We start from the raw sequence: 21,411 nt of genomic DNA, 5'->3' as shown, positions 1-21,411 counted from the left end.
TTCTGTTCTTTCAATAATCACAACACTAAATTAAGCGCAGTATTCTGCCGGAGCATTTCCAAACACTCATCATTAATCAGAATGGGAGGAAGCTATACTTAGTTCGCAGTTTGTATCTACCAGTAAGAAGGGTGGGTTAAGCCTAAAGTGTAATTTCCTTGGCTCCGTCTCCGATGGCTGCTACATAAAAGGTTGGCGCATAGCCTACTTTTTCCTGATAGGCTTTGTCAATTGCTGCTTTTACAGGTTCTACTTCAGATTTTTCTACGATAGCTATCGCACATCCACCAAATCCAGCACCTGTCATGCGGGCACCAAGGACTCCTTTTTGTTGCCAGGCTGTTTCTGCAATAGTATCGAGTTCTATACCTGTAACTTCATAGTCATCCCGTAATGAAATATGGGATTGATTCACTAACTCACCAAATGTTTTTAGCTCACCAGCTTTTAATTTTTTCAATGCATCGATGGTTCTGGCATTTTCGTATACGGCATGTTTGGCACGTTTTTGATTCGATTCATCTCTAATCAATGAACGATTTTCCTCGAATTGCTTCGGTGTTAACTCGCCAAGGTTGCTAATATGAAGCTCTTTTTGCAAGTCGGCTAGTGCCGCTTCACATTGATTGCGACGTTCATTATATTTTGAATCCGCCAATTCTCGTCTTTTGTTCGTGTTGATAATAATGATATCATGATTTTCCAATTTTATTGGTGCATATTCATAATGTAATGTATCACAGTCTAATAACATGGCGTGATCTTCTTTTCCCATACCAATTGCAAATTGATCCATAATACCACTGTTGACACCGATATAATCGTTTTCTACTTTTTGCCCGATTTGGACCATGCGAATACGGTCTATATCCAGCCGATAAATATTTTCTAATAATACACCGGTTACAAGTTCAATCGAAGCGGAAGAGGAAAGACCAGCACCGTTTGGAATATTTCCATAAAATAATACATCAAACCCTGTATCAATGTTAAATCCTTCTTCCTGAAAGTAAAGAATCATTCCTTTGGGGAAATTCGTCCAATCGTCTTCTTTTTTGTAAGCAAGGTCATCAAGTGACACTTCCTTTATCCCCTTATCAGGGAAGTTATCTGAATAGAGACGTAACGTTTTATCTTGTCTCGGTATTGCTAATGCATACGTACCGAAGGAAATAGCAGCAGGGAAGACATGCCCGCCATTATAATCTGTGTGTTCACCTATCAAGTTAATTCTGCCTGGTGCAAAAAATGTTCTGGGTTGTTCATTTGTTTGGAAAATATCCTGGAACTTTTCGACTAAATTCATTTTATTTATCACCCTTTGAAATATTTTGTCGACTTAATTAAATTAATTTATTAACTATATTGTACGTGATTTTAGTCAGAGATACAAGAATAACAATGTAAATAATTTATCTCGGTGAATAACACCATTTCAAAACTTCGAAGAATCAAGGAAGTATATAGCAAAAACTCATACTAAAAATCAATAAGAGACGAAGATATTCCCGTTAAGGTCTCGCTTTATTCATGAATTTACAAAAGTTAACACAGACTTTACCGTGAGTTTAATTAATTCATATTTTCAATTGTTAGAATTAAGTAGGTGAGATACATAATCTAATAGAGGAGGAAAATTGATGAATGAGCATTCAAGAATAAAAATAACGAGTTTGTTCTTAGCATTTTTACTTGTTTTTACTCAGCTATCCAGTGCATTTGTACCATTAGTAGAAGTGAATGCACAAGAGACAGAGGCACTTTCTGTAACGGAGGCTTTGTCAGAAAGTCATGATACAGAAGTAATAATGGAAGGGTATATCGTTGCCCCTTTTAATAGTCAGTATGCAATTAAAGTAGCGGAAGAAAATAATCAGGATGCAACGTCTCTGATTGTAAAGTTAGAAACAGATCAACGAGATCAATTTAGTCCAGAGTTAAATGAAGCAGCATTAGGACAAAAAATTATCGTAACAGGAACAAGGGATGTCTACTCTAATCAGGAATCCATTGAATCTGTAACAAGTATTGAGTTTGTGGATGGTGACGTAATAGAGGATGAAGATCCGAGTGAACTGGCGATAGAAGATGCTCGCCAGCAAACAACAGGCAGTGTCGTAACCATTGAAGGAGTGGTAACGTCTAGTAATCTATCAGATCCAAATAGTGACCAATTATCCACTTATATACAAGATGAAACAGCAGGTATTAACCTTTTTGCTTTTGATGAAACTGCTTTCCCGACACTTAATGAAGGGGATCGTGTCAAAGTAACAGGTGAAATAGATGTTTATAATGGATTAATAGAGATTATACCAAATGATATGGAAGTTCTAGCAAGTGGTGAAGCATTACCATTCCCAACAGCTATCACGCTAGCAGACTTAAATGATGAAGCAGCAGCTGAGCCGTTAGAAGGCCAACTAGTTTCTGTTTCAGGATACATTCAAAGCATTCCGTCTGATCCTGCTGGTGGCGGCTATAACATTTCTTTACTAGACAGTGATTTTAATAGTACGACATTAAGAGTAATGGAAGGAACATTAGATGTCACGACATTAGAAGAAGGAAATTGGTATGATATTACAGCTGTTTTAAGTCAATACAATAGCTATCAAATTTTGCCGCGAAAAGCTAGTGATCTATCATTAGCAGAAGAGCAGCCAGAGGCACCAGATGCGGGTGGCGAATATACTTCAACTGTTGAATATGTTTCTGATGGAGACACGATTCGATTAACGACACCAGTTTTAGGGGCGGATCGAGTACGTTTTCTTAACATCGACACACCTGAAACAAGTGTATCTGGAGCAAATGGTGCAGATGAGGCGAATCAAAAAGAACATGGCCAATATGCAACAGACCGTTTGAAAGAATTGTTACCAGAAGGTTCAGAAGTAACATTGAAAATTGGTGAAGAACCAACTGATCAATATGGTAGATTACTAGCAGAAGTTATTAATGAAGATGGTATTAATACCAATATGCAAATGGTTGAAGAAGGTTACGCGAGTACCTACTTTATCTGGCCTATTGGTGATGAAACGACATATCAAACGTATCAAGATACTGTCAAAGAAGCGATTGATAATGAATTAGGTATTTGGAATCCAGCCAACCCGTTGACCGAGTTACCCTTTGCATACCGTGCGATTACAGAAGGTGGCGATTTCCACCGTTATGTAGGTAATTCAGATACAAAAGAGTATGTAGAACCAACGGCATACGAAGAAGTTCCTGTGGAAAAACGTATCTTCTTTGCAAGTGTGGAAGAAGCAGAGACACAAGGTTACACAGCAGCAGTAGAGGCGGAAGAACCATCTGATGAGCTGCTAGAAGTACAAATATTAAGCATGAATGACTTACATGGTAAGATTGATCAGGAATATTCATTGGATGTAGATGGTGAAGAAGCTGTTTATGGCCGTATGGATTATACAGCGCAAGCTATTAAAGAACGTGAACAAGAAAATGAGAACACATTACTTGTTCATGCTGGTGATATGATTGGTGGAAGTTCACCAATTTCCGGATTACTTCAGGATGAGCCGACCGTTGAAATAATGAATGAAATGGGCTTTGATGTAGGAACAGTAGGAAACCATGAATTTGATGAAGGTTTAGCCGAATTAAAACGTATGGTTGATGGCGGCGATCATCCGGAAGGACTTGGTACAGAGGGATACGAAGGAATGAACTTTGACGTTCTTTGTGCCAACTGTATTCAGGAAGATACAGGTGAAACCTATTTACCGCCATATGCTATTCAAGAAGTCGATGGTGTAGAGATTGGTTTTATCGGTGTCAACACACAAGAAACAATGAACATGGTTATGCCATCTTCTCTTGAAAATGTGGCATTTACTGATGAAACAGAAGCGGTTAATGATGCTACCGAAGAATTACAGGCGCAAGGTGTTGAAGCAATTATTGTTCTGGCGCATATGCCGGCAACAGAATCTGAATCATCTGCTACAGGAGCGGCAGCAGATATGGCTAATAATGTAGATGATGCGGTAGATATTATTTTTGCAGCACATAACCACCAGGTAGTGGATACGGTGGTGGATAATAAGTTGATTATTCAAGCATCTGAATATGGAAAAGCTTTTGCAGATGTGGATATTCAAATTGACCGTGAGACAAATGATATTATTGATGCAGAATCAGAAGTTGTGTTTGTAAAGCAAGATGATTACGAAGCAGAACCAGCAGTTGAAAGTATTCTTAACAAGTATGAGTCAGAAATCGAATCAATTGTTAATGAAGAGATCGGTTATAATGCACAAGAATTAACAGGCCAATATACCAATGATGGCGATCATGGTTTAGGTAATTTAATTACGGATGGTATGAAGTGGGTCATGGATGCTGATTTTGCGATGCACAATGGTGGTGGTATTCGCGATTCTTTAACCACTGGTCCAATTACATGGGGGGAAATATTTAATATTTTACCTTTTGCTAATAGCGTAATGTCAGTGGAAATCAAAGGGAAAGATTTAATTCCTATTTTAAATGACAATTTATCAGGATACGGTTCAGATTATAGTGTGTCTGGGTTACATTACACCTATAATCACGATTATCAGCATGTAGTAGATATTACTTTACCTGATGGAACTCCGATTGATCCCGAAGAAACGTATGTATTAGCAACGAACAATTATATTGGTACACAGGATGGCCCAATTAGCAATCTTGGTAAGAATCCAGTAATGGGTCCAGTTGATGTCGATGCTGCAGTAGACTACATGAAGTATCTAGATACAACGGAAGATAACCCATTAGAAATTGGACCTGAAGGACGTATCGCACAAACAGATGAAATACCGGACATAGACGATGAAAGTTATATGGTCGGTTATAATGCACAAGATTTAGTAGGAGATTATACAAATGGTATAGATCATGGCTTAGGTAATTTAATTACTGACAGTATGAAATTTGAAATGGACAGTGATTTTGCTGTAACCAATGGTGGCGGAATCGGTTCATCATTGTTAGCAGGAGAGATTACTACATCATCATTAGAGCAGATACTGACCCATGGTAACACTTTGGTGAAGATGGAAGTGACAGGAGCTGAATTAGAAGAGATTTTAAATGCTCAGCTTTCTCAAAACGGCTCAGATTATAGTGTAGCTGGATTCCATTATCGCTATAATAAAGCGGCACAAAAGGTGATATCGATAACACTTCCAAATGGTAAGAAAGTTAAAAAGAAAGATACCTATACGTTAACAACGAATAACTATTTAGCTTCCAGTGGCGTATTTGCATCGATTGATTCTGAGCAAGAAGAAGGACCAGTTGATGTGGAAGCACTTGAGAACTATATTAGTTCATTAGAAACTACAGAAGATAACCCATTGGTATACGGTTCAGAAGGTCGTATCTCTGCTGTACCGAAAGTAACATTACCAGAAGTTGTAGGGAATAAGGCAAAAGTAAAAGATGTCATTTTTGATCAGGCGGCTGCAAACGGTAAGGTTATGATTGACTTTACTAAAGTAGAAAATATTGATGAAAGCCAACCATTAGAAATTTCATTGACCTGTTCACAATTAGCAAAACTGAAGAATAAGAATGCAGCACTATCTGTAAAAAAAAATGATGTTAATCTAGATTTTCCAGCAGCAGTCTTTAACGATGAACAAGATACAACTATCATTATTGAAAAACTTTCAGATGTAGAAGGTGCAAAAAGTGCTGTTTATGATTTCACTATTATGGAAGGTGAAAATGTAGTAAGTGATTTTTCTGAAACAGAGGGTGTACGATTAGCCTTTAACATCCATGATGAAAATATTGAAAATCCTGATCTTCTAAAGGTGTTCTATTTAAATGAAGAAACTGGTAAATGGGAAGAAGTTGGCGGTGAGTATCAAGATGGTATTGTAACGGTAACAACTAATCACTTTTCCACTTTTACGGTATTGGAAGCTGAACCAGCTAATGATGACAGTAACCCTGGAGATGATCCAGGTAGCGATGAAGATTCAGATAATACCGATGGAAACAATGAAGACGGTGAACCAAATAACGATGACGGTAATTCAAAAGAAACTGACACCGACAACAGTGATGGAAACTCTAGTGATGAAGAGGAAAATGCTGATGAAGGCGGAGACGGAACAAACAACAGTGACAAAAACAAAGATGAGGAAGGGCAAGAGAACGGAAAAGGTTCTGAGACATCATCAAACAATGAACTGCCAAATACTGCTACATCCAGCTTTAATTACTTACTGATCGGGTTGGTAGTATTGATAATCGGCTTTGGAATAATGATTCAAAGAAGAAAAATAGTTAAATAAAGTGAGACTTCCATCGGTGGGGTTTTACGGACGATTAGCATCGTGAAAATACACGATCAACAATTAATCAAAATTGGAATATCTTAAGGACTGAAGCCTTTCTTTCATATATATGAAAGAGAGGCTTTTGGTTCACAGAAAACTATAGACTACGACTTAAAATGGTTTTAAGTTATTTCTGTTAATATTTTGTATGCCAAACAAACTAATATATATTTCGCATGTATTCTTGTTATAGCAGGGGGTATAAGGTAAATTTACTACTTAATTTAGGTCTTGAAAAAGAAAGCGGTATCATATATAATAACCTCACATTATAATTTGTTAACCAAACAAACTAACAGCTAGAAAAATTAATCAAAACTTTGAAAAGAGGGGATTTTTGTGAACAAGAAATTATTATCTTTATTTTTAACAATGTTAAGCGTTATCATTTTATTAGCAGCGTGTAGTGATGACTCATCAAACACAAGTACTGACAGTTCAGGTGAGGAAGATCAAGGGACAACGACTTTAAGATTAGCGGAAAATCAACCGGAAGATTATCCAACTACAATAGGTGATAAAGAATTTGCTAGATTAGTAGAAGAAAAGACAGATGGACGTTATAAAATTGATGTTTATGCAGGTGGACAGCTTGGGGATGAAGTTAGTTCAATTGAACAAGTACAATTAGGTTCTATTGATCTTGCGCGTGTAAATGCGACTCCCCTTACGCAATTCAATGATCAAATAGGGGTGCTGTCTATGCCTTATCTATTTAAAAGTGAAGAGGAAAAATGGCAAAAGCTAAATGGGGAAGTTGGCCAAGAACTTTTACAAACATTTGAGGGTACCAGCTTAGTTGGCCTATCTTTTTATGATTCAGGTGAAAGGGCTTTCTATAACTCGGATCATCCTGTGAAAACACCAGAAGACTTAGAAGGTTTAAAAATTCGTGTGCAACAATCTGATGTAGCCATTTCAGTGGTGGAAGCATTAGGCGCATCAGCTAGTCCAATGGCATATGAGGAAGTATACTCTGGATTACAAACAGGGGTTATCGACGGTGCTGAGAATAACTTTCCAAGTTACTATACTACTAATCACTATGAAGTAGCTCCCTATTATACTGTGAATGGTTATTCAGGAACACCAGAAGTACTCATCGCATCTCAACAAGTATGGGATACTTTAAGTGAAGAAGATCAAACTGCATTTAGAGAAGCAGCCTTAGAATCAGTCGAGGTACAACGTGAGGCATGGGCAGAATTAACTGAAGAAGCTAAAGAAGCAGTAATAGAAGGTGGCGCTGAATTAACAGAGGTAGATGATTTGTCAGAATGGCGAGAAGCTGTTCAACCTGTTTATGATGAATATGCTGATCAATATGGTGATTGGATCGATAAGTTATCGGAATAGAGAAGAAATTAGAAGGAGAGGAGTTCTCTCCTTCATTTTCTAGGAGGATCTATTATGAATATTATGAAGAGCATCAAGTCATTGATAGATAGAATTTTCTTGTTTACTGCGCTAACTATGCTTGCAACAATGGTTGTTGTCATTATAGTACAAGTTTTCTCAAGGCAGTTTTTTAGTTATACGCCATCTTGGTCAGAAGAACTTTCAAGGCTCTTACTTGTTTGGATAACATTTCTGGGAATAGCCTATGGTGTAAAAGCAAAACTTCATATCGCTTTAGGATTGTTTGTCAATATGTTCCCAAAGTCAGTTCAACATATCTTTGATTATCTTTCCAAACTATTACTCATTGGATTTGGTGCCATGATGGTATATTATGGATATCATTTCATTGTATTAATGGGTGGCTCAACTATGCCAGGAACAGGATTGAAATCCAGTTACTTATATGCAAGTATTCCGGTTGGTGGACTGTTTATCATTTTTTATGGAGTGGAACTTCTGTTTAAGAAAGGTTTGCATCAGGAATTAAATAACGAGAAAAGTGAGGCTTAAGATTATGGAAGTAGCGATCTTGTTAGGTAGTTTTATCATATTGTTGTTATTTAGAGTACCCATTGCGCTAACATTAATCATTTCCTCTTTAATAACCGGGGTATATATGGGGATAGAACCAGCTGCTATTCTGCAAAGAATGGTAAGTGGCGTGAACTCTTTTTCACTTTTAGCTATTCCATTTTTTATTTTAGCCGGAGAGCTTATGAATGAAGGTGGGATTTCAAAGAGATTAATTAATTTGGCAAACGTAATAATTGGTAAGATTCGCGGCGGACTAGCAATGGTCAACGTACTTACAAGTACCTTTTTTGGTGGCATTTCAGGATCTGCTTTAGCTGATACTTCCTCTTTAGGTTCCGTTTTAATTCCAATGATGAAGAAAAACGGTTATGACTCAGATTATGCAGTTTCTGTTACGATTTCAAGTGCTGCTCAAGGTGTGTTGATACCACCTAGTCATAATATGATTATTTATTCCACAGCTGCAGGTGGTGTATCCGTTGGTGCATTGTTTATGGGAGGATTAGGACCAGGGCTGTTACTCGGTCTTATCTTAATGATCCTGACTTATGTTATAGCAGTAAAAAGAAATTATCCGAAAGGTGAAAAGATTGATCGAAAAGAGATACCAAGAATTTTTTGGGAGGGAATACTTGGGTTATTGACAGTAGTGTTAATTATGGGAGGAATTCTAAGTGGATTCTTTACTGCTACTGAATCTGCAGCAATTGGGGCACTCTATGCATTCATCATCACATTTTTCGTTTATAGAGAGATTCCAATCAGCCGATTTGTTCATATTTTGCATAATACATTTAAAACGTTAGCAATGGTGATGTTCTTAATAGCAACCTCTTCTTCATTTGGATGGTTGTTAGCATTATTAAAAGTGCCAACAATGGTATCAGAAGCTCTGATTAGTATGTCACCTAATAATTATGTAACGATATTTTTTATTGTTGTCATTTTACTTGTATTAGGCACGGTAATGGACATGGCACCATTAATTCTTATTACAACCCCTATATTATTACCTGTGGCAACTACAGTGGGAATGGACCCGGTTCATTTTGGTGTCGTATTAATTTTATGCTTAGCTGTAGGATTAGTTACTCCACCTGTAGGCTCCGTTCTGTTTGTTGGGTCTGCTATAGGGCGAATACCAATAGAAAAAACGTCAAAAGGCATGCTGCCATTCTATAGTGCGATGTTAATCGTATTGATGCTTGTAGCGTATATTCCACAATTCTCGTTATTTTTACCGTCCTTTTTGGAGTGAAATAATTAAATAAAAGACTTCTATTATAATAAACTCAGGATAAAAGTTAATTTTCATAGCTTTTATCCTGAGTATTTTATTATGGTGCTAACCATCCGTGAGGGTCAAAAATCGGATGGTTAGCCTCACTTTATATGTGAAATTTACTCGTTTTAATTTAAAACATCGAAACGAGACGTTTCCTTTGTTTCCTTAGCCCATTCCTTTCTGGCTTTTTTAGCCGCTTCCACCATTTTTTCTAGGGCAGCGATCGTTTCGGCTTCGTTTCTTGTTTTAAGTCCACAGTCAGGGTTGATCCAGAATTGTTCGACATCAATGGTTTCCAGGGCACGTTTGATGTTTGCCTCAAGCTCTTGAAGAGTTGGGACACGTGGACTGTGAATGTCATAGACCCCTAGCCCGATCTCTTTCTTATAGTCATTCTTTTCAAAGGTTTCAACCATTTCTCCATGACTCCGAGAAGTTTCGATGGAAATAACATCAGCGTCTAATCCATCGATAGCTTCATAAATTTCTCCGAATTCAGAGTAGCACATATGAGTATGGATTTGTGTTTCTGGTTTGACTGTTGACGTTGCAAGTTGAAAAGCATTGACAGCTGCATCAAAATACGCAGGCCATTTTAAACGATCCAGTGGTAATCCTTCACGTAATGCAGGCTCATCAACTTGTATAATGTTAATTCCTGCTTCTTCAAGTGCCAATACTTCTTTTTCCAGAGCTAAGGCAATTTGATCTTGAACTGTGAACCGAGGAAAGCCCTCATGAACAAATGACCAGTTTAAGATCGTAACAGCTCCGGTCAGCATTCCTTTGACGGGTTTATCGGTTAAAGACTGCGCATAGGCGATTTCTTTTACGGTGATGGCTTTTTCCCACTCAACATTTCCAACTAATAAAGGTGGTTTAACACAACGTGAACCATAGGATTGAACCCAACCAAATTCGGTTACCGCAAATCCCTTTAATTTTTCTCCAAAATATTCAACCATATCTGTTCGTTCGAATTCTCCGTGAACAAGCACATCTAAATCCAGATCTTCCTGAATGTTGATCCATCTTTTCGTTTCCGTTTCTATAAATTCGTTGTACGCTTGATCAGAAATATCACCTTTACGCCATTTGGTTCTCGTTCGTTTAACTTTCTGTGTTTGTGGCAGGCTTCCGATTGTAGTAGTAGGTAATAATGGCAGTTTTAATGTTGCTTCTTGATGTTTCTTTCTTTCTGCAAAAGGGACCTCGCGTTTCGCATCTTTTCTTGCAATGGCAGGTGCTTGACTGCGGTAATCGGATTGATCTAAATTGGCAATGGCTTGAACGCTGGCTTTAAAGGCATCCTCAGCAGATTGTTTTCCTTCTTGTAAAGCGATTGTTAGACTTTGCAATTCTTCTAATTTTTCATTGGCAAAGCTTAAGCCGTCCTTTACAACAGGATCTAGCTTTTCCTCCAGATGTTTCGTCACAGGTACATGCAATAAGGAACAGGAAGGTTGTACGACCAATGTTTCTGGATTTGCTACTTGCTGGATATTTTGTAAAAGCTGATATCTTTCCTCTAAATCAGCACGCCACACATTGCGTCCGTTGATAATACCAACGCCTAAAACTTTATCAGAAGGAAAGCCAAACTTTTCGATTAATGCCAAATTATCCCCATGCACAAAGTCTAAGCCAATTCCTTTTACCGGTAGAGCTGTAATTCGCTCATAATGTTGAACAGTCTCAAAATAGGTTTGTAAAATGATTTGAATACCTGATACCTTGTTATCGATCGTTTGGTAAACTTGTTCTACAAGTTGTAGTTCCTTTTCGGAAAGGTTGGTGCCTAAAATTGGTTCATCTATCTGCACCCACTTGGCTCCGGCCGCTGCTAATTCGCTAAGGATTTGTTCATACAATGGTAGTAATCGGTTAACCCAGCTCTCCAATTCACTTTCTTGATAGCCTTTAGCAAGTTTCACAAATGTGACGGGTCCGACAATGACAGGCTTTCCATCAATATTTAATTCTTCTTTTGCTTCTTCATAATAGTGTAATGCCCGGTTCTCGATTAATTTTGGTGTAGTTCCTTTTAATTCCGGCACTATATAGTGGTAATTCGTATTGAACCATTTTGTCATTTCAGCTGCTACAGCATTTGTTTCACCACGAGCAATGGCGAAATAGCTAGACAAGTCTTTAGGATTATGATGATTAAATCGTTCCGGTATAATATTGAAAGAAACGGCTGTGTCTAATATATGATCATAAAATGAAAAGTCTCCTACAGGAATAAAATCAATTCCGTGTTCTTTTTGCTTTTTCAAATTGTTTAAGCGTAATTTTTTTGTTTGTTCTTTAAGTGATTTGTCGTCAATATCTCCTTTCCAAAATGCTTCAATTGCTTTTTTCCATTCTCTTTTTTCTCCAATACGTGGGTAACCTAAATTGGCACTAAAAATCGTTGTCATTGTGTGAAAACTCCTTTTAATTTTTTATTTTTGTTACTGACTTAGCTTGCTGATGAACATACTTTGTAAGTTCTACTGTTAATGGATAGCGCATAAACGGAGTAATAATATAAATGCCATTAAAATAGTTCATAGCCGTCTCGATTAATTCCTTGGCGATTTGCAAACCTTCTTGTAAACTATCTTGGCGGTTATCATGACGCTGCATTCTTGAACGAACTTCATCAGACAGTTTCATGCCCGGTACTTCATGATGAAGAAATTCCGCATTTCGATGGGAAGTGAGTGGCATTATTCCAATGAAAATGGGTTTATCAATATGTTTGGTATGTCGATGTAACTCGATAATTTGCTCATGATTGAATATCGGCTGTGTCAAAAAGTAGTCCGCACCATGTTTTATCTTCCGTTCCATTCTTTTCACTGCTTTTTCGAGATTAGCTACATTAGGATTAAATGCAGCAGCTACTTGAAATTGGGTGTTTGTTTTTAAAGAACTACCAGAGAAAGAAAGTCCTTGGTTAGACTGTTTAATAAGCTTGGTTAATTCAGCAGATGTTACATCAAAAACAGATGATGCTCCCGGAAAACCACCTATTCGAGTCGGATCTCCCGTAATGGCTAGAATTTCATGTAAGCCTAATGTATGAAGTCCCATTAAATGGGATTGAAGCCCGATTAAATTTCGGTCACGACATGTCAAATGGATAAGTGGTGTTGTGTGACAACCTGCTTGCTTCATTTTTACGGCCATTGCTAGATTACTAATACGTGGAGTAGCTAAGGAATTATCAGCTAATGTAATGGCATCAACCCCAGCATTCTCCAATGCAAACACACCATCCATGAAGGAGTCTGTGTCCAGATGTTTTGGTGCGTCTAATTCCACAATAACGGTGTGTCGTTTTTGAGCCTTATCTGCAAGTGTTGTTCGTAGTGGTGGTTGCTGGTCATGTGTGTTTTCGGTAAATGTTACTTGCTTAATTTCTTTTTCCTTAATAGGTTCTAGGTCGCTAATACCGTCTTGGAGTGCCCTAATGTGTTCAGGTGTTGTACCACAGCATCCACCTATTAGGCGAACTCCCTGATCACGGAAATCCTTCGCACATCGCTCAAAGTAGTGGCTATGCTGGCTGTAAACCAACTTACCATTTTGATAAGCAGGGAGACTGGCATTTGGATATGCCGCTAAAAAAGCCTTTTCAAGAAGCGGAACAGACTCCAGGGCTTTGATCATATAATGAGGCCCTAAATGGCAATTGACTCCTACAACATCTGCACCGATATCTTCTAGTGTTTGGAGGGCAGTTGCTAGCTGGATCCCATTTTCCATCACACCAGGTTCATGCATCGATACATTTGCAATGATTGGTAGATCTGTTTCTTGTCTAGCAATCTCTAACACTTGCTTGATTTCTTCGAAGTCATAGTAAGTTTCCAGTAATATGCCATCCACACCTTCTAATAATAGTGAGAATAGTTGTTCTTTAAAGCTGCGGAGAATTTCCTTTTTGGAAGTTACTATTTTTTGAACCCCTCTAATTCCACCAATTGTTCCTAAGACAAATGCTCGGTTTTTAGCAGCAGTCTTAGCAAGCTGAACCGCTTTGGTATTCAATTGATGTACTTGATCTTCTAAACCAAAACGAGACAATTTAATATAGTTCGCTCCATATGTGTTGGTTTGAATAATTTCTGCGCCGGCATCAAGATAGGTTTGATGAACATGAAGAATTTCATCGGGATGAGTAGTGTTATAAGATTCAAAACATCGATCCACTCCATGGGAGTAAAGTAAAGTCCCCATTGCTCCATCAGCGACCATTAACCCATTTTGTAAACTAGTGATTAAATTAGACATTAAGTTTCACCTCTTTTCTGTAAAATATAAAAAATCTCCGGCTATAGAAAGACGGAGATTAATTAGAAAAAGACTCTCATCTTCCAAGCACGTTATGCTTGCTGGAATTAGCACCTTGTCAATTACAGACGGTTGCTGAGGTATCGTAAGGCCAGTCCCTCCACCTCTCAGGATAAGAAAAAACTATTCAGTTAGTAACATTTGATAGTATTCTACATCAATAATCAACCAAATTCAAGTGCATTTTGAAAATTATGGTACGAATTATACTGGATAACTTGACACTTCCTATATATATGATATGCTAAATTTTAGTTGAAAATGATTATCAATAACAAGGAGGACATCTCCATGAACCTACAACAGCTAATTAAAGAACGTCGTTCAATAGCTGCCTATCGTGATAAAGAGGTTTCAAAAAGTTTAATAGAAGAATTATTAGAAACAGCTATTTGGGTTCCCAATCATAAAATGACAGAACCATGGCGTTTTGTTTTTATACAAGGAGAAGCACAAAAAAAACTGGCAGATATTAACCGTCAAGTCACAATTTCCAAAACTAATAGTAATTCAGATGAAGAATTAAAAATAGTGAGCGATAATGCCTATCACAAAATTATGAATGTACCATATATCTTTTTTGTCATAAATAAATTAAATCCACAAGAAAAATTAAGAGAAGAGGACTATGCTTCTTCCAGTTGCTTAATTCAGAATTTTAGTTTATTAGCATGGGAAAAAGGAATAAGTACTTTTTGGAAAACAGGAAAATTGGCCTTCTGTGAAGAAACAGCAGAATTGATCGGCTTAAAAGAAGATGAAAGAGTAGTAGGACAAATACAAGTAGGGTACCCGGCAAAAAACCATGCCCCGATTCCAAGAACATCAGCAAACAAAAGAATTACCGTTATAGAGTAAAACGCATCGGAAGTATTAGACTCTGATGCGTTTTTTTGCTGCTAGGCAACATTGCAGAGAAAATAAAAACTGTGAAGTAAACTTGTTGTGAATTTGTTTCCTACCATTCTGAAGTAAGTGAGTGTTATACCTCCGCTGTGGGGTCTTCGGACACGTGATGTTCTGCTTCCTATAGAGTAAAAACCAAGGAATTATATTCTATGGATTTCTTCTCACTTTACCAGAAAACTAATCTAAGCTGCGGAAAAATGCGACACTCCTGTGGGACCAGCGCAAGCTGAAGATCCACTTGGTAAAGTGGTTTTCTTTACCAAGTTAGCTCAAAGCCTGTGCCCACGGAAAGGGAGTGCTTTTCCGCAGCGACGAATTAGCATTCAACTTCAGAAGAATGGAAAAAAGCTATACTAAACAGAATTTTCATTACTTTGCAGTTTTTATCTATTTTGAATTACATGAACAGAAGGGATGTCAGGGTGTTTTATCATTGTGCTAATCGTCCGTAAAACCTGACTGATGGAAGTGTTACTTTATATTAATTTATCTATTAACTACAAAAAGAAAAGCCGATGACATAATCATCGGCCAAAAGAAAAAGGGGCTATCATTTTGTGAGAAAGCAATCTTTGCAGCATTGCTCAATTTGGAACACTTTAACTATATCAAATAAATGAAAATAGGGTGTTAAGTCTCAGTTAAGATAATGTAAAGTTTTTCCTAATTCCAATATCTATCGTTATAATGTTAGATAATAGGTTTAGAGGAGGAGTCAAAATGAAGACAGTTTCAATTTGTGTAACAAGTGATGTACACGGATATATCATGCCCACGAATTATCGCAACAATCAAGAAGAACATATAGGTTTGGCAAAAACAGCTACTATTATAAAAAAGGTAAAGGAGAAAAATGATACGATATTAATCGATAACGGAGACTTTATTCAAGGAAGTCCCTTTACATATTACTTTGCCAAAAAGCAGCCAGATCAACCCAGTCCAATGATTAATGTTGCCAATCAATTAAACTATGATCTAGCGGTAATAGGTAATCATGAATTTAATTATGGATTGCAATATTTACAAGAGGCAGTCGAAGCATCCGATTTTCCTTGGTTATCTGCTAATATAATCGATAATAACACGCACCAGCCATTTCTAGGTAAGCCCTATATGATCAAAGAAATAGCGGGTATCCGATTCGCCATTTTAGGGTTAACGACACATTACATACCCAATTGGGAGGACCCTAATCATATAGAAAATCTTACATTTGAAGATGCCTGTAAGTCAGCAAAGAATTGGGTAACAAAAATTCGTAAAACAGAAGCACCAGATGTAATGGTTGTTAGTTACCACGGTGGATTGGAACGTGATCCTCAAACAGGTGAATTGACTGAAGATTTAACAGGAGAAAATCAAGGTTATCAAATCTGCCAGGAAGTAGAGGGAATAGATATATTAATTACAGGTCACCAGCATCGTTTTTTAACAGAAAAGATTAATGGCGTAACAGTTGTTCAACCAGGGAATAATGGTCAAGCTATAGCAGAAATAACATTAGAAATTGATCAGACGATCCAATCAATTACTTCTACTCTGCACTATGTAGATGAACAGACAATAGTAGATAGCCAAGTGGAAAATAGCATACTAGAGGAAGAAAGAGCTGTCCAAGCCTTTTTAGATCAAACTATAACAACCGTGAAGGGTGATATGGAAATACATGATCCAATGGAAGTACGGTTAGAAGGACATCCTTTTATTAACTATATTAATCAATTGCAGTTGGATATAGCGAAGGCAGATATTTCTTGCACAGCATTATTTCACGACCAGTCACCAGGTTTCCCAGAACAAATAACGATGAGAGATATTGTATCTAATTATATTTATCCCAATACGCTTAAGGTACTGAAAATCACAGGGCATGATATAAAAGATGCTATAGAAAAGTCCGTCAGCTATTTTCAAGTGGAAAATAATGAAATGGTCATTAATCCGACCTTTTTGAAACCCAAACCTCAACCTTATAATTATGATATGTGGCAAGGGATCTACTACGAAGTAAAGGCATCGAATCCAATTGGGGAACGAGTGATTACCTTGGAATATCAAGGGCAGCCACTTGATCTAAATCAAGAATTTCAAGTCGTCATGAACAATTATCGGGCTAGTGGTGGTGGAGACTATCATATGTTTAAAGACAAAGAAGTGGTGAAAGATATTCCGATAGATATGACAGAATTGATTGCTGATGACCTTTTAAAAAGGGACGAACTGGTTCCAAACACAACTAGTTATTTTCGTATCCTTCAATAATGATAGATTGAAAAATTGGTATAAACATAGAAAAATATTACGAATTGATGTATAAAACCCATCATTATTGCCCCATAATGACAAATGTGACAAGCCTTTGTAACATCGTAATTTTTGTTACAGACTCTTAAATTTGCTGTAACCACAACCGTTATTCAGGTATGTTATAGTTGTGCTTGTCAACATTGAAAGGAGGCAACTATGATGCGAAAGTTTTTAGTGTCAATGGGTTTTCTAACATCTAGCTTCTTCTTCGTACTACCGATTTCAGCAGCGGAACACGAAGTAGAAAAAGGAGATAGCTTATGGGAACTTGCACAAGAACATAATACAACAGTTGCAGAAATAAAGGAGACAAACGGGCTAGAGTCAGACTTAATTCTTCCAAAACAAATTTTAGAGATAGATAGAGAAATTGATTACGTGGTAGAGAGAGGAGATTCATTAAGCGAGATCGCTAAGGAATATGATGTAACAGTTAGCGATTTAAAAGAATGGAATAACCTCGAAACAGATTTAATTATTATTGATGAAGAATTAACTATTAAAGAAGTAGACAAAGAAAAGTCTGAAGCAAGTCAAGAAGAAACACAGGAAGCAAACACACAAGTAGAAACAAAAGAAACAAAAGAAACAAACAACACAGAGGAAACGCAAGAAGTAGCCAATACAGAAGAAACACCAGAAGCTTCTGAGCCAAAGGTTGAAAAACAGTCCAATACATCAAGTGAAGAATCTTCTGAGCAAAGCGGTGAAACAATTGAAGTTTCAGCTACTGCATATACTGCAAAATGTGACGGTTGTTCAGGTGTCACTGCAACAGGAATTGATTTATTAGAAAATCCTAACATGAAAGTAATTGCTGTAGACCCTAGCGTTATCCCACTTGGAACTAGAGTACATGTGGAAGGTTATGGAGAAGCAATTGCAGGAGATACTGGTGGAGCGATTAAAGGGAACAAAATCGATGTTCACGTTCCAAACAAAGACGAAGCCTACGATTGGGGCGTCCGCACTGTCGACGTCACTATATTAGACTAGTAAAATAATTAGAAACTCTCTCGTTTTGAAACGAGAGAGTTTTTTTTGTGAAAGAAAGTATAAAATCCTCGGTATAACAGCGTTTTGAAATGTATAGAGTGCTGGGCATAGCTCCGGAAAAATGCTTCGCTTTAAGATAGGCTCTACACCTATGGTGACAGCTAATATTTTAACTTTTTATAGCGATAGAAAATAGGGGTCTACATGATGCAGTAAACGCAAAAATGATTCTATAAAATAAGTTGTAGAACATAACAATAGCGCAGGCCGACCGTTTCGACTCCTGGGGAATTAGCGTGATCTGAAGATCCATTTTGAAAAGCGCTTTCCTTTTCAAAGTTAGCTGAAGAGCATGCCCCCGGAAAGCGAAACGGTCAGCCGAAGCGGTTGCCGTAGCAGATGAAAACATTTCATCATTTCTAACTTGGTTAGAGTACATTATCCTGGTTTATAAACGAAAGGACTGGGTGGGCTTTCCTGGTTTTTCTTAACTATAAGAATGCATAAAGTTATGTTGAAAGAAGAGTAATAGCCAGAAATGGTAGGCTTGGTTCATTTTCATAACTTGCCTTTTCATATTTTTGATTCCATATGCATTATTCTTTCTTAAGACACAAAACAAATAAAACCAAAAACAATTAAAAAAAATCACAGATTAAGAGTTGCTATTTCAGGGTAAATATCTTATAATTTTAACAACGTTGTTATTATGAACTGCAAGCGATTACAAAAAACATTAGGAGTGTTCAAAGTGAAGAAAAAATATGTTTTAGTTGGAACCGGTGGCCGTGCAGAATTTTTTTATGGTGCATTAGTACGTGATTTTCAGGAAACATGTGAACTAGTAGCTTTTTGTGATGCAAATCAAACACGATTAAACTATGCTAACAAACTATTAAAAGACAAATATGAAGTTTCTGAAATCAATACGTATACAGCAGATCGTTTTGATGAAATGGTCGAAACAGAAAAACCAGACATTGTCATTGTCACTTCAATGGACAGAACACATCATCGTTACATTATCCGTGCAATGGAGTTAGGCTGTGATGTTGTTACGGAAAAACCGATGACAGTCGATGCTGAAAAAACACAAGCGATTATAGATACAATAGAACGAACAGGTCAAAATGTTCGCGTAACATTCAATTACCGTTATGCACCACATAATACGAAGATCCGTGAATTAATTCGAGAGGGTGCGATTGGTCAAGTTAATTCTGTTCACTTTGAATGGGCTTTAGATACACAGCATGGAGCGGATTACTTCCGTCGTTGGCACCGTGATAAGCGTAACAGTGGTGGGTTACTCGTTCATAAATCCACACACCATTTTGACTTGGTTAACTTTTGGCTAGACACGGAACCAGATGTTGTTTATGCAACAGGCGGCCTTCGTTTTTACGGGAAGGAAAATGCTGAAGAACGTGGTGTGACGAAATTCTATGAAAGGGCACATGGAAGTGAATATGCAAAAGAAGATCCATTTGCCATTGATTTAGAGTCCAACGAACATTTGAAATCGATGTATTTAGATGCAGAAAAAGAAGACGGATATCACCGTGATCAAAGTGTGTTTGGTGATGGCATCAATATTGAGGATACATTAGGTGTGAATGTCACCTATAAAAATAAAGCAATTTTAACGTATTCCCTAAATGCATATTTACCATGGGAAGGTTATCAAATTGCCTTTAATGGTACAGAAGGTCGTATCGAAGTACGGGTACGTGAGCAATCCTATATCAATTCGGGTGGTAACAAGAGTGATGAAGGGAAACTTAGTGAGAAATCAATACGCGTGTTGCCGATGTTTGGAGAATCGTATGAAGTAGAAGTGGAAGAAAAAAAAGGTGGCCATGGCGGTGGTGACCCCGAGTTATTGAATGACTTATTTGGAGTACCAAAAGAGGATGAATTCAAACGAGCAGCTTCTCATGTTGATGGCGCCATTTCAATTTTAACTGGTATTGCCGGAAATAAATCATTAGCAACAGGGCAAGCGGTAAAAGTGGAAGATCTTGTTGATTTGAAAAGAAAATAATAGACAAAGGCTGTTGATTGATCAACAGCCTTTTAATTTCTTCTATTGATCTTGCTCCATTTCTATTACTTTATCATTTACCGAATGGTTGCTAGTTGAATATCCAATCATACCGAAGCATGTAATTAATAGAAGAAATAATACTACTAATAATTGTCTCATAAGTTACCTCTCCCTATTTGTAAATCCAACATATATTGTATATGATAATCTTTATAATAACTATGTAATTTCTGTGGAAAAACGCATAAAATTATGAATGGGGGCTAAAAAGTGGTAAATAACTTGCAAGAGGCTGAAATTGTCCGCATAGAGAGCATAGGTGAGGGATCACGGGTCTGTTTAGATTTAGTGGACCATCTTTCACCGACAGAGGGAATACTATTGGGAAATACAGGTCATGGGTACTTTCTAGTATTAGCAGAAAATCGCACAACCGATACATATCCTGCCAGACCTTTTCGGATAAATAGTGGGGCGATCCATCACTATGTTGTCAAAGAAGGTGAGAAGACAGCTTATTTAGCAGAACTGAAACCAGGTGATAGCATCACGGTTTACAATGAAACAGGTGGAACGCGAAAACTTGCGATAGGTAGGGTGAAAATAGAAAAGCGTCCTCTTATCCGAGTGGTAGCAACCGTTGGTGATACGGAAATTTCTGCGACGCTTCAAGAAGCAGATAGTGTTCACTTATTAACTCCTGAACATCTGGAAAAACAAGCAATCTCACTGCAAGAAGGTGAACGGATTTTAGTGAAGGTCGATGAACCAGGTCGTCATCTTGGTGAGAAAATCGAGGAAGAAATTATCGAGTTTTAATATTGCGTAAATTTTCCGAAAATTCAAGCGGATGCTATTGACAAAATATCAAGAGCATACTATGATAGTAACAACATTAAAAAACGTGATGGCATTGACGAAGAGAAGTAGCTTATACGCAAGCACAAAAGAGAGCTGATGGCTGGTGCGAATCAGTGTGCAAGGTAAGTGAATGGACTTCCGAGCCCCAAACCGAACGATTATTTAGTAGGCTTTGGCGAGATACCCACTTGTTACAAAAGGGTAGCGTTCATGGATTCAACCATTGACGTGTTAAGTGAGCTGTATGTGCAGCTAACAAAGGTGGTACCACGGGTTTCCTCGTCCTTTTAGGATGTGGAAACCCTTTTTGATTTCCTGAAAAAGCCAAGTGTCAAGAAAAATATTAATCAAATAAATCG

Annotated in this window: 12 protein-coding genes, 1 riboswitch and 2 other annotated features (1 of these 15 running past the window's edge); of the genes, 9 read left to right on the top strand and 3 right to left on the bottom strand. The window is 37.5% G+C overall.

Features of this window, described 5'->3' with window-relative positions; all coding sequences use genetic code 11:
* Nucleotides 1–142: 142 nt before the first annotated feature.
* Nucleotides 143–1,306, bottom strand: a complete 1,164-nt coding sequence (locus tag BM121_RS16150) for a galactokinase (RefSeq protein WP_091484688.1) — start codon at nucleotides 1,304–1,306, stop codon at nucleotides 143–145.
* Between the two features lie 334 nt (nucleotides 1,307–1,640).
* Here BM121_RS16150 and BM121_RS16145 point away from each other — a divergent pair, with 334 nt between their 5' ends.
* The 4 genes from BM121_RS16145 (at nucleotide 1,641) to BM121_RS16130 (ending at nucleotide 9,558) form a co-directional block, all read left to right on the top strand.
* The gene (locus BM121_RS16145; RefSeq protein WP_091484687.1) at nucleotides 1,641–6,320 is read left to right on the top strand and encodes a 5'-nucleotidase C-terminal domain-containing protein; all 4,680 of its coding nucleotides are present in this window, start codon (nucleotides 1,641–1,643) and stop codon (nucleotides 6,318–6,320) included.
* Nucleotides 6,321–6,704: 384 nt separating this feature from the next.
* Complete coding sequence (locus BM121_RS16140) at nucleotides 6,705–7,721, top strand: TRAP transporter substrate-binding protein (protein WP_245780829.1); 1,017 nt, start codon at nucleotides 6,705–6,707, stop codon at nucleotides 7,719–7,721.
* A 54-nt stretch (nucleotides 7,722–7,775) separates the two neighbouring features.
* Nucleotides 7,776–8,276: a TRAP transporter small permease gene (locus BM121_RS16135; protein WP_091484686.1), complete on the top strand. Its 501-nt coding sequence runs from the start codon at nucleotides 7,776–7,778 to the stop codon at nucleotides 8,274–8,276.
* 4 nt (nucleotides 8,277–8,280) lie between these two features.
* Nucleotides 8,281–9,558, top strand: a complete 1,278-nt coding sequence (locus BM121_RS16130; protein ID WP_091484685.1) for a TRAP transporter large permease — start codon at nucleotides 8,281–8,283, stop codon at nucleotides 9,556–9,558.
* A gap of 152 nt (nucleotides 9,559–9,710) precedes the next feature.
* Here BM121_RS16130 and metE read toward each other — a convergent pair whose 3' ends face one another.
* Both metE and BM121_RS16120 read right to left on the bottom strand, forming a co-directional pair.
* Nucleotides 9,711–12,008, bottom strand: coding sequence for a 5-methyltetrahydropteroyltriglutamate--homocysteine S-methyltransferase (metE, locus tag BM121_RS16125; protein WP_091484684.1), 2,298 nt, complete (start codon nucleotides 12,006–12,008; stop codon nucleotides 9,711–9,713).
* Between the two features lie 16 nt (nucleotides 12,009–12,024).
* Nucleotides 12,025–13,869, bottom strand: a complete 1,845-nt coding sequence (locus BM121_RS16120; RefSeq protein WP_091484683.1) for a bifunctional homocysteine S-methyltransferase/methylenetetrahydrofolate reductase — start codon at nucleotides 13,867–13,869, stop codon at nucleotides 12,025–12,027.
* 73 nt (nucleotides 13,870–13,942) lie between these two features.
* A riboswitch (SAM riboswitch) is annotated at nucleotides 13,943–14,048 on the bottom strand.
* A 172-nt stretch (nucleotides 14,049–14,220) separates the two neighbouring features.
* Here BM121_RS16120 and BM121_RS16115 point away from each other — a divergent pair.
* From BM121_RS16115 to BM121_RS16095, 5 genes are all read left to right on the top strand, one after another.
* Nucleotides 14,221–14,787 carry a nitroreductase family protein gene (locus BM121_RS16115; RefSeq protein WP_175495465.1) on the top strand — a complete coding sequence of 189 codons (567 nt, stop codon included), beginning with the start codon at nucleotides 14,221–14,223 and terminating at the stop codon, nucleotides 14,785–14,787.
* A gap of 771 nt (nucleotides 14,788–15,558) precedes the next feature.
* Complete coding sequence (locus BM121_RS16110) at nucleotides 15,559–17,103, top strand: bifunctional metallophosphatase/5'-nucleotidase (RefSeq protein ID WP_091484681.1); 1,545 nt, start codon at nucleotides 15,559–15,561, stop codon at nucleotides 17,101–17,103.
* Nucleotides 17,104–17,307: 204 nt separating this feature from the next.
* Nucleotides 17,308–18,144 (top strand): LysM peptidoglycan-binding and 3D domain-containing protein, encoded by an 837-nt coding sequence (locus tag BM121_RS16105; RefSeq protein ID WP_091484680.1) that lies wholly within the window; start codon nucleotides 17,308–17,310, stop codon nucleotides 18,142–18,144.
* A 751-nt stretch (nucleotides 18,145–18,895) separates the two neighbouring features.
* Nucleotides 18,896–20,188, top strand: coding sequence for a Gfo/Idh/MocA family oxidoreductase (locus tag BM121_RS16100; protein WP_091484679.1), 1,293 nt, complete (start codon nucleotides 18,896–18,898; stop codon nucleotides 20,186–20,188).
* 273 nt (nucleotides 20,189–20,461) lie between these two features.
* A complete protein-coding gene (locus tag BM121_RS16095; protein WP_091484678.1) occupies nucleotides 20,462–21,010 on the top strand; it encodes a 3-dehydroquinate synthase II domain-containing protein in 549 nt (182 codons plus the stop codon).
* A gap of 85 nt (nucleotides 21,011–21,095) precedes the next feature.
* Nucleotides 21,096–21,342: a binding site (T-box leader), on the top strand.
* 60 nt (nucleotides 21,343–21,402) lie between these two features.
* Nucleotides 21,403–21,411, top strand: a binding site (T-box leader); it runs 215 nt beyond the window's last position.

The organism is Gracilibacillus orientalis, assembly GCF_900114645.1.
Classification (GTDB): Bacteria; Bacillota; Bacilli; order Bacillales; family Amphibacillaceae; genus Gracilibacillus; species Gracilibacillus orientalis.
This window is presented reverse-complemented; position numbering and strand designations above follow the sequence as displayed.

Coding starts and splice junctions, on each gene's coding strand:
- BM121_RS16150 (WP_091484688.1), bottom strand. CDS start 1,306: ATGAATTTAGTCGAAAAGTTCCAGGATATTTTCCAAACAAATGAACAA.
- BM121_RS16145 (WP_091484687.1), top strand. CDS start 1,641: ATGAATGAGCATTCAAGAATAAAAATAACGAGTTTGTTCTTAGCATTT.
- BM121_RS16135 (WP_091484686.1), top strand. CDS start 7,776: ATGAATATTATGAAGAGCATCAAGTCATTGATAGATAGAATTTTCTTG.
- BM121_RS16130 (WP_091484685.1), top strand. CDS start 8,281: ATGGAAGTAGCGATCTTGTTAGGTAGTTTTATCATATTGTTGTTATTT.
- metE (WP_091484684.1), bottom strand. CDS start 12,008: ATGACAACGATTTTTAGTGCCAATTTAGGTTACCCACGTATTGGAGAA.
- BM121_RS16120 (WP_091484683.1), bottom strand. CDS start 13,869: ATGTCTAATTTAATCACTAGTTTACAAAATGGGTTAATGGTCGCTGAT.
- BM121_RS16115 (WP_175495465.1), top strand. CDS start 14,221: ATGAACCTACAACAGCTAATTAAAGAACGTCGTTCAATAGCTGCCTAT.
- BM121_RS16110 (WP_091484681.1), top strand. CDS start 15,559: ATGAAGACAGTTTCAATTTGTGTAACAAGTGATGTACACGGATATATC.
- BM121_RS16105 (WP_091484680.1), top strand. CDS start 17,308: ATGCGAAAGTTTTTAGTGTCAATGGGTTTTCTAACATCTAGCTTCTTC.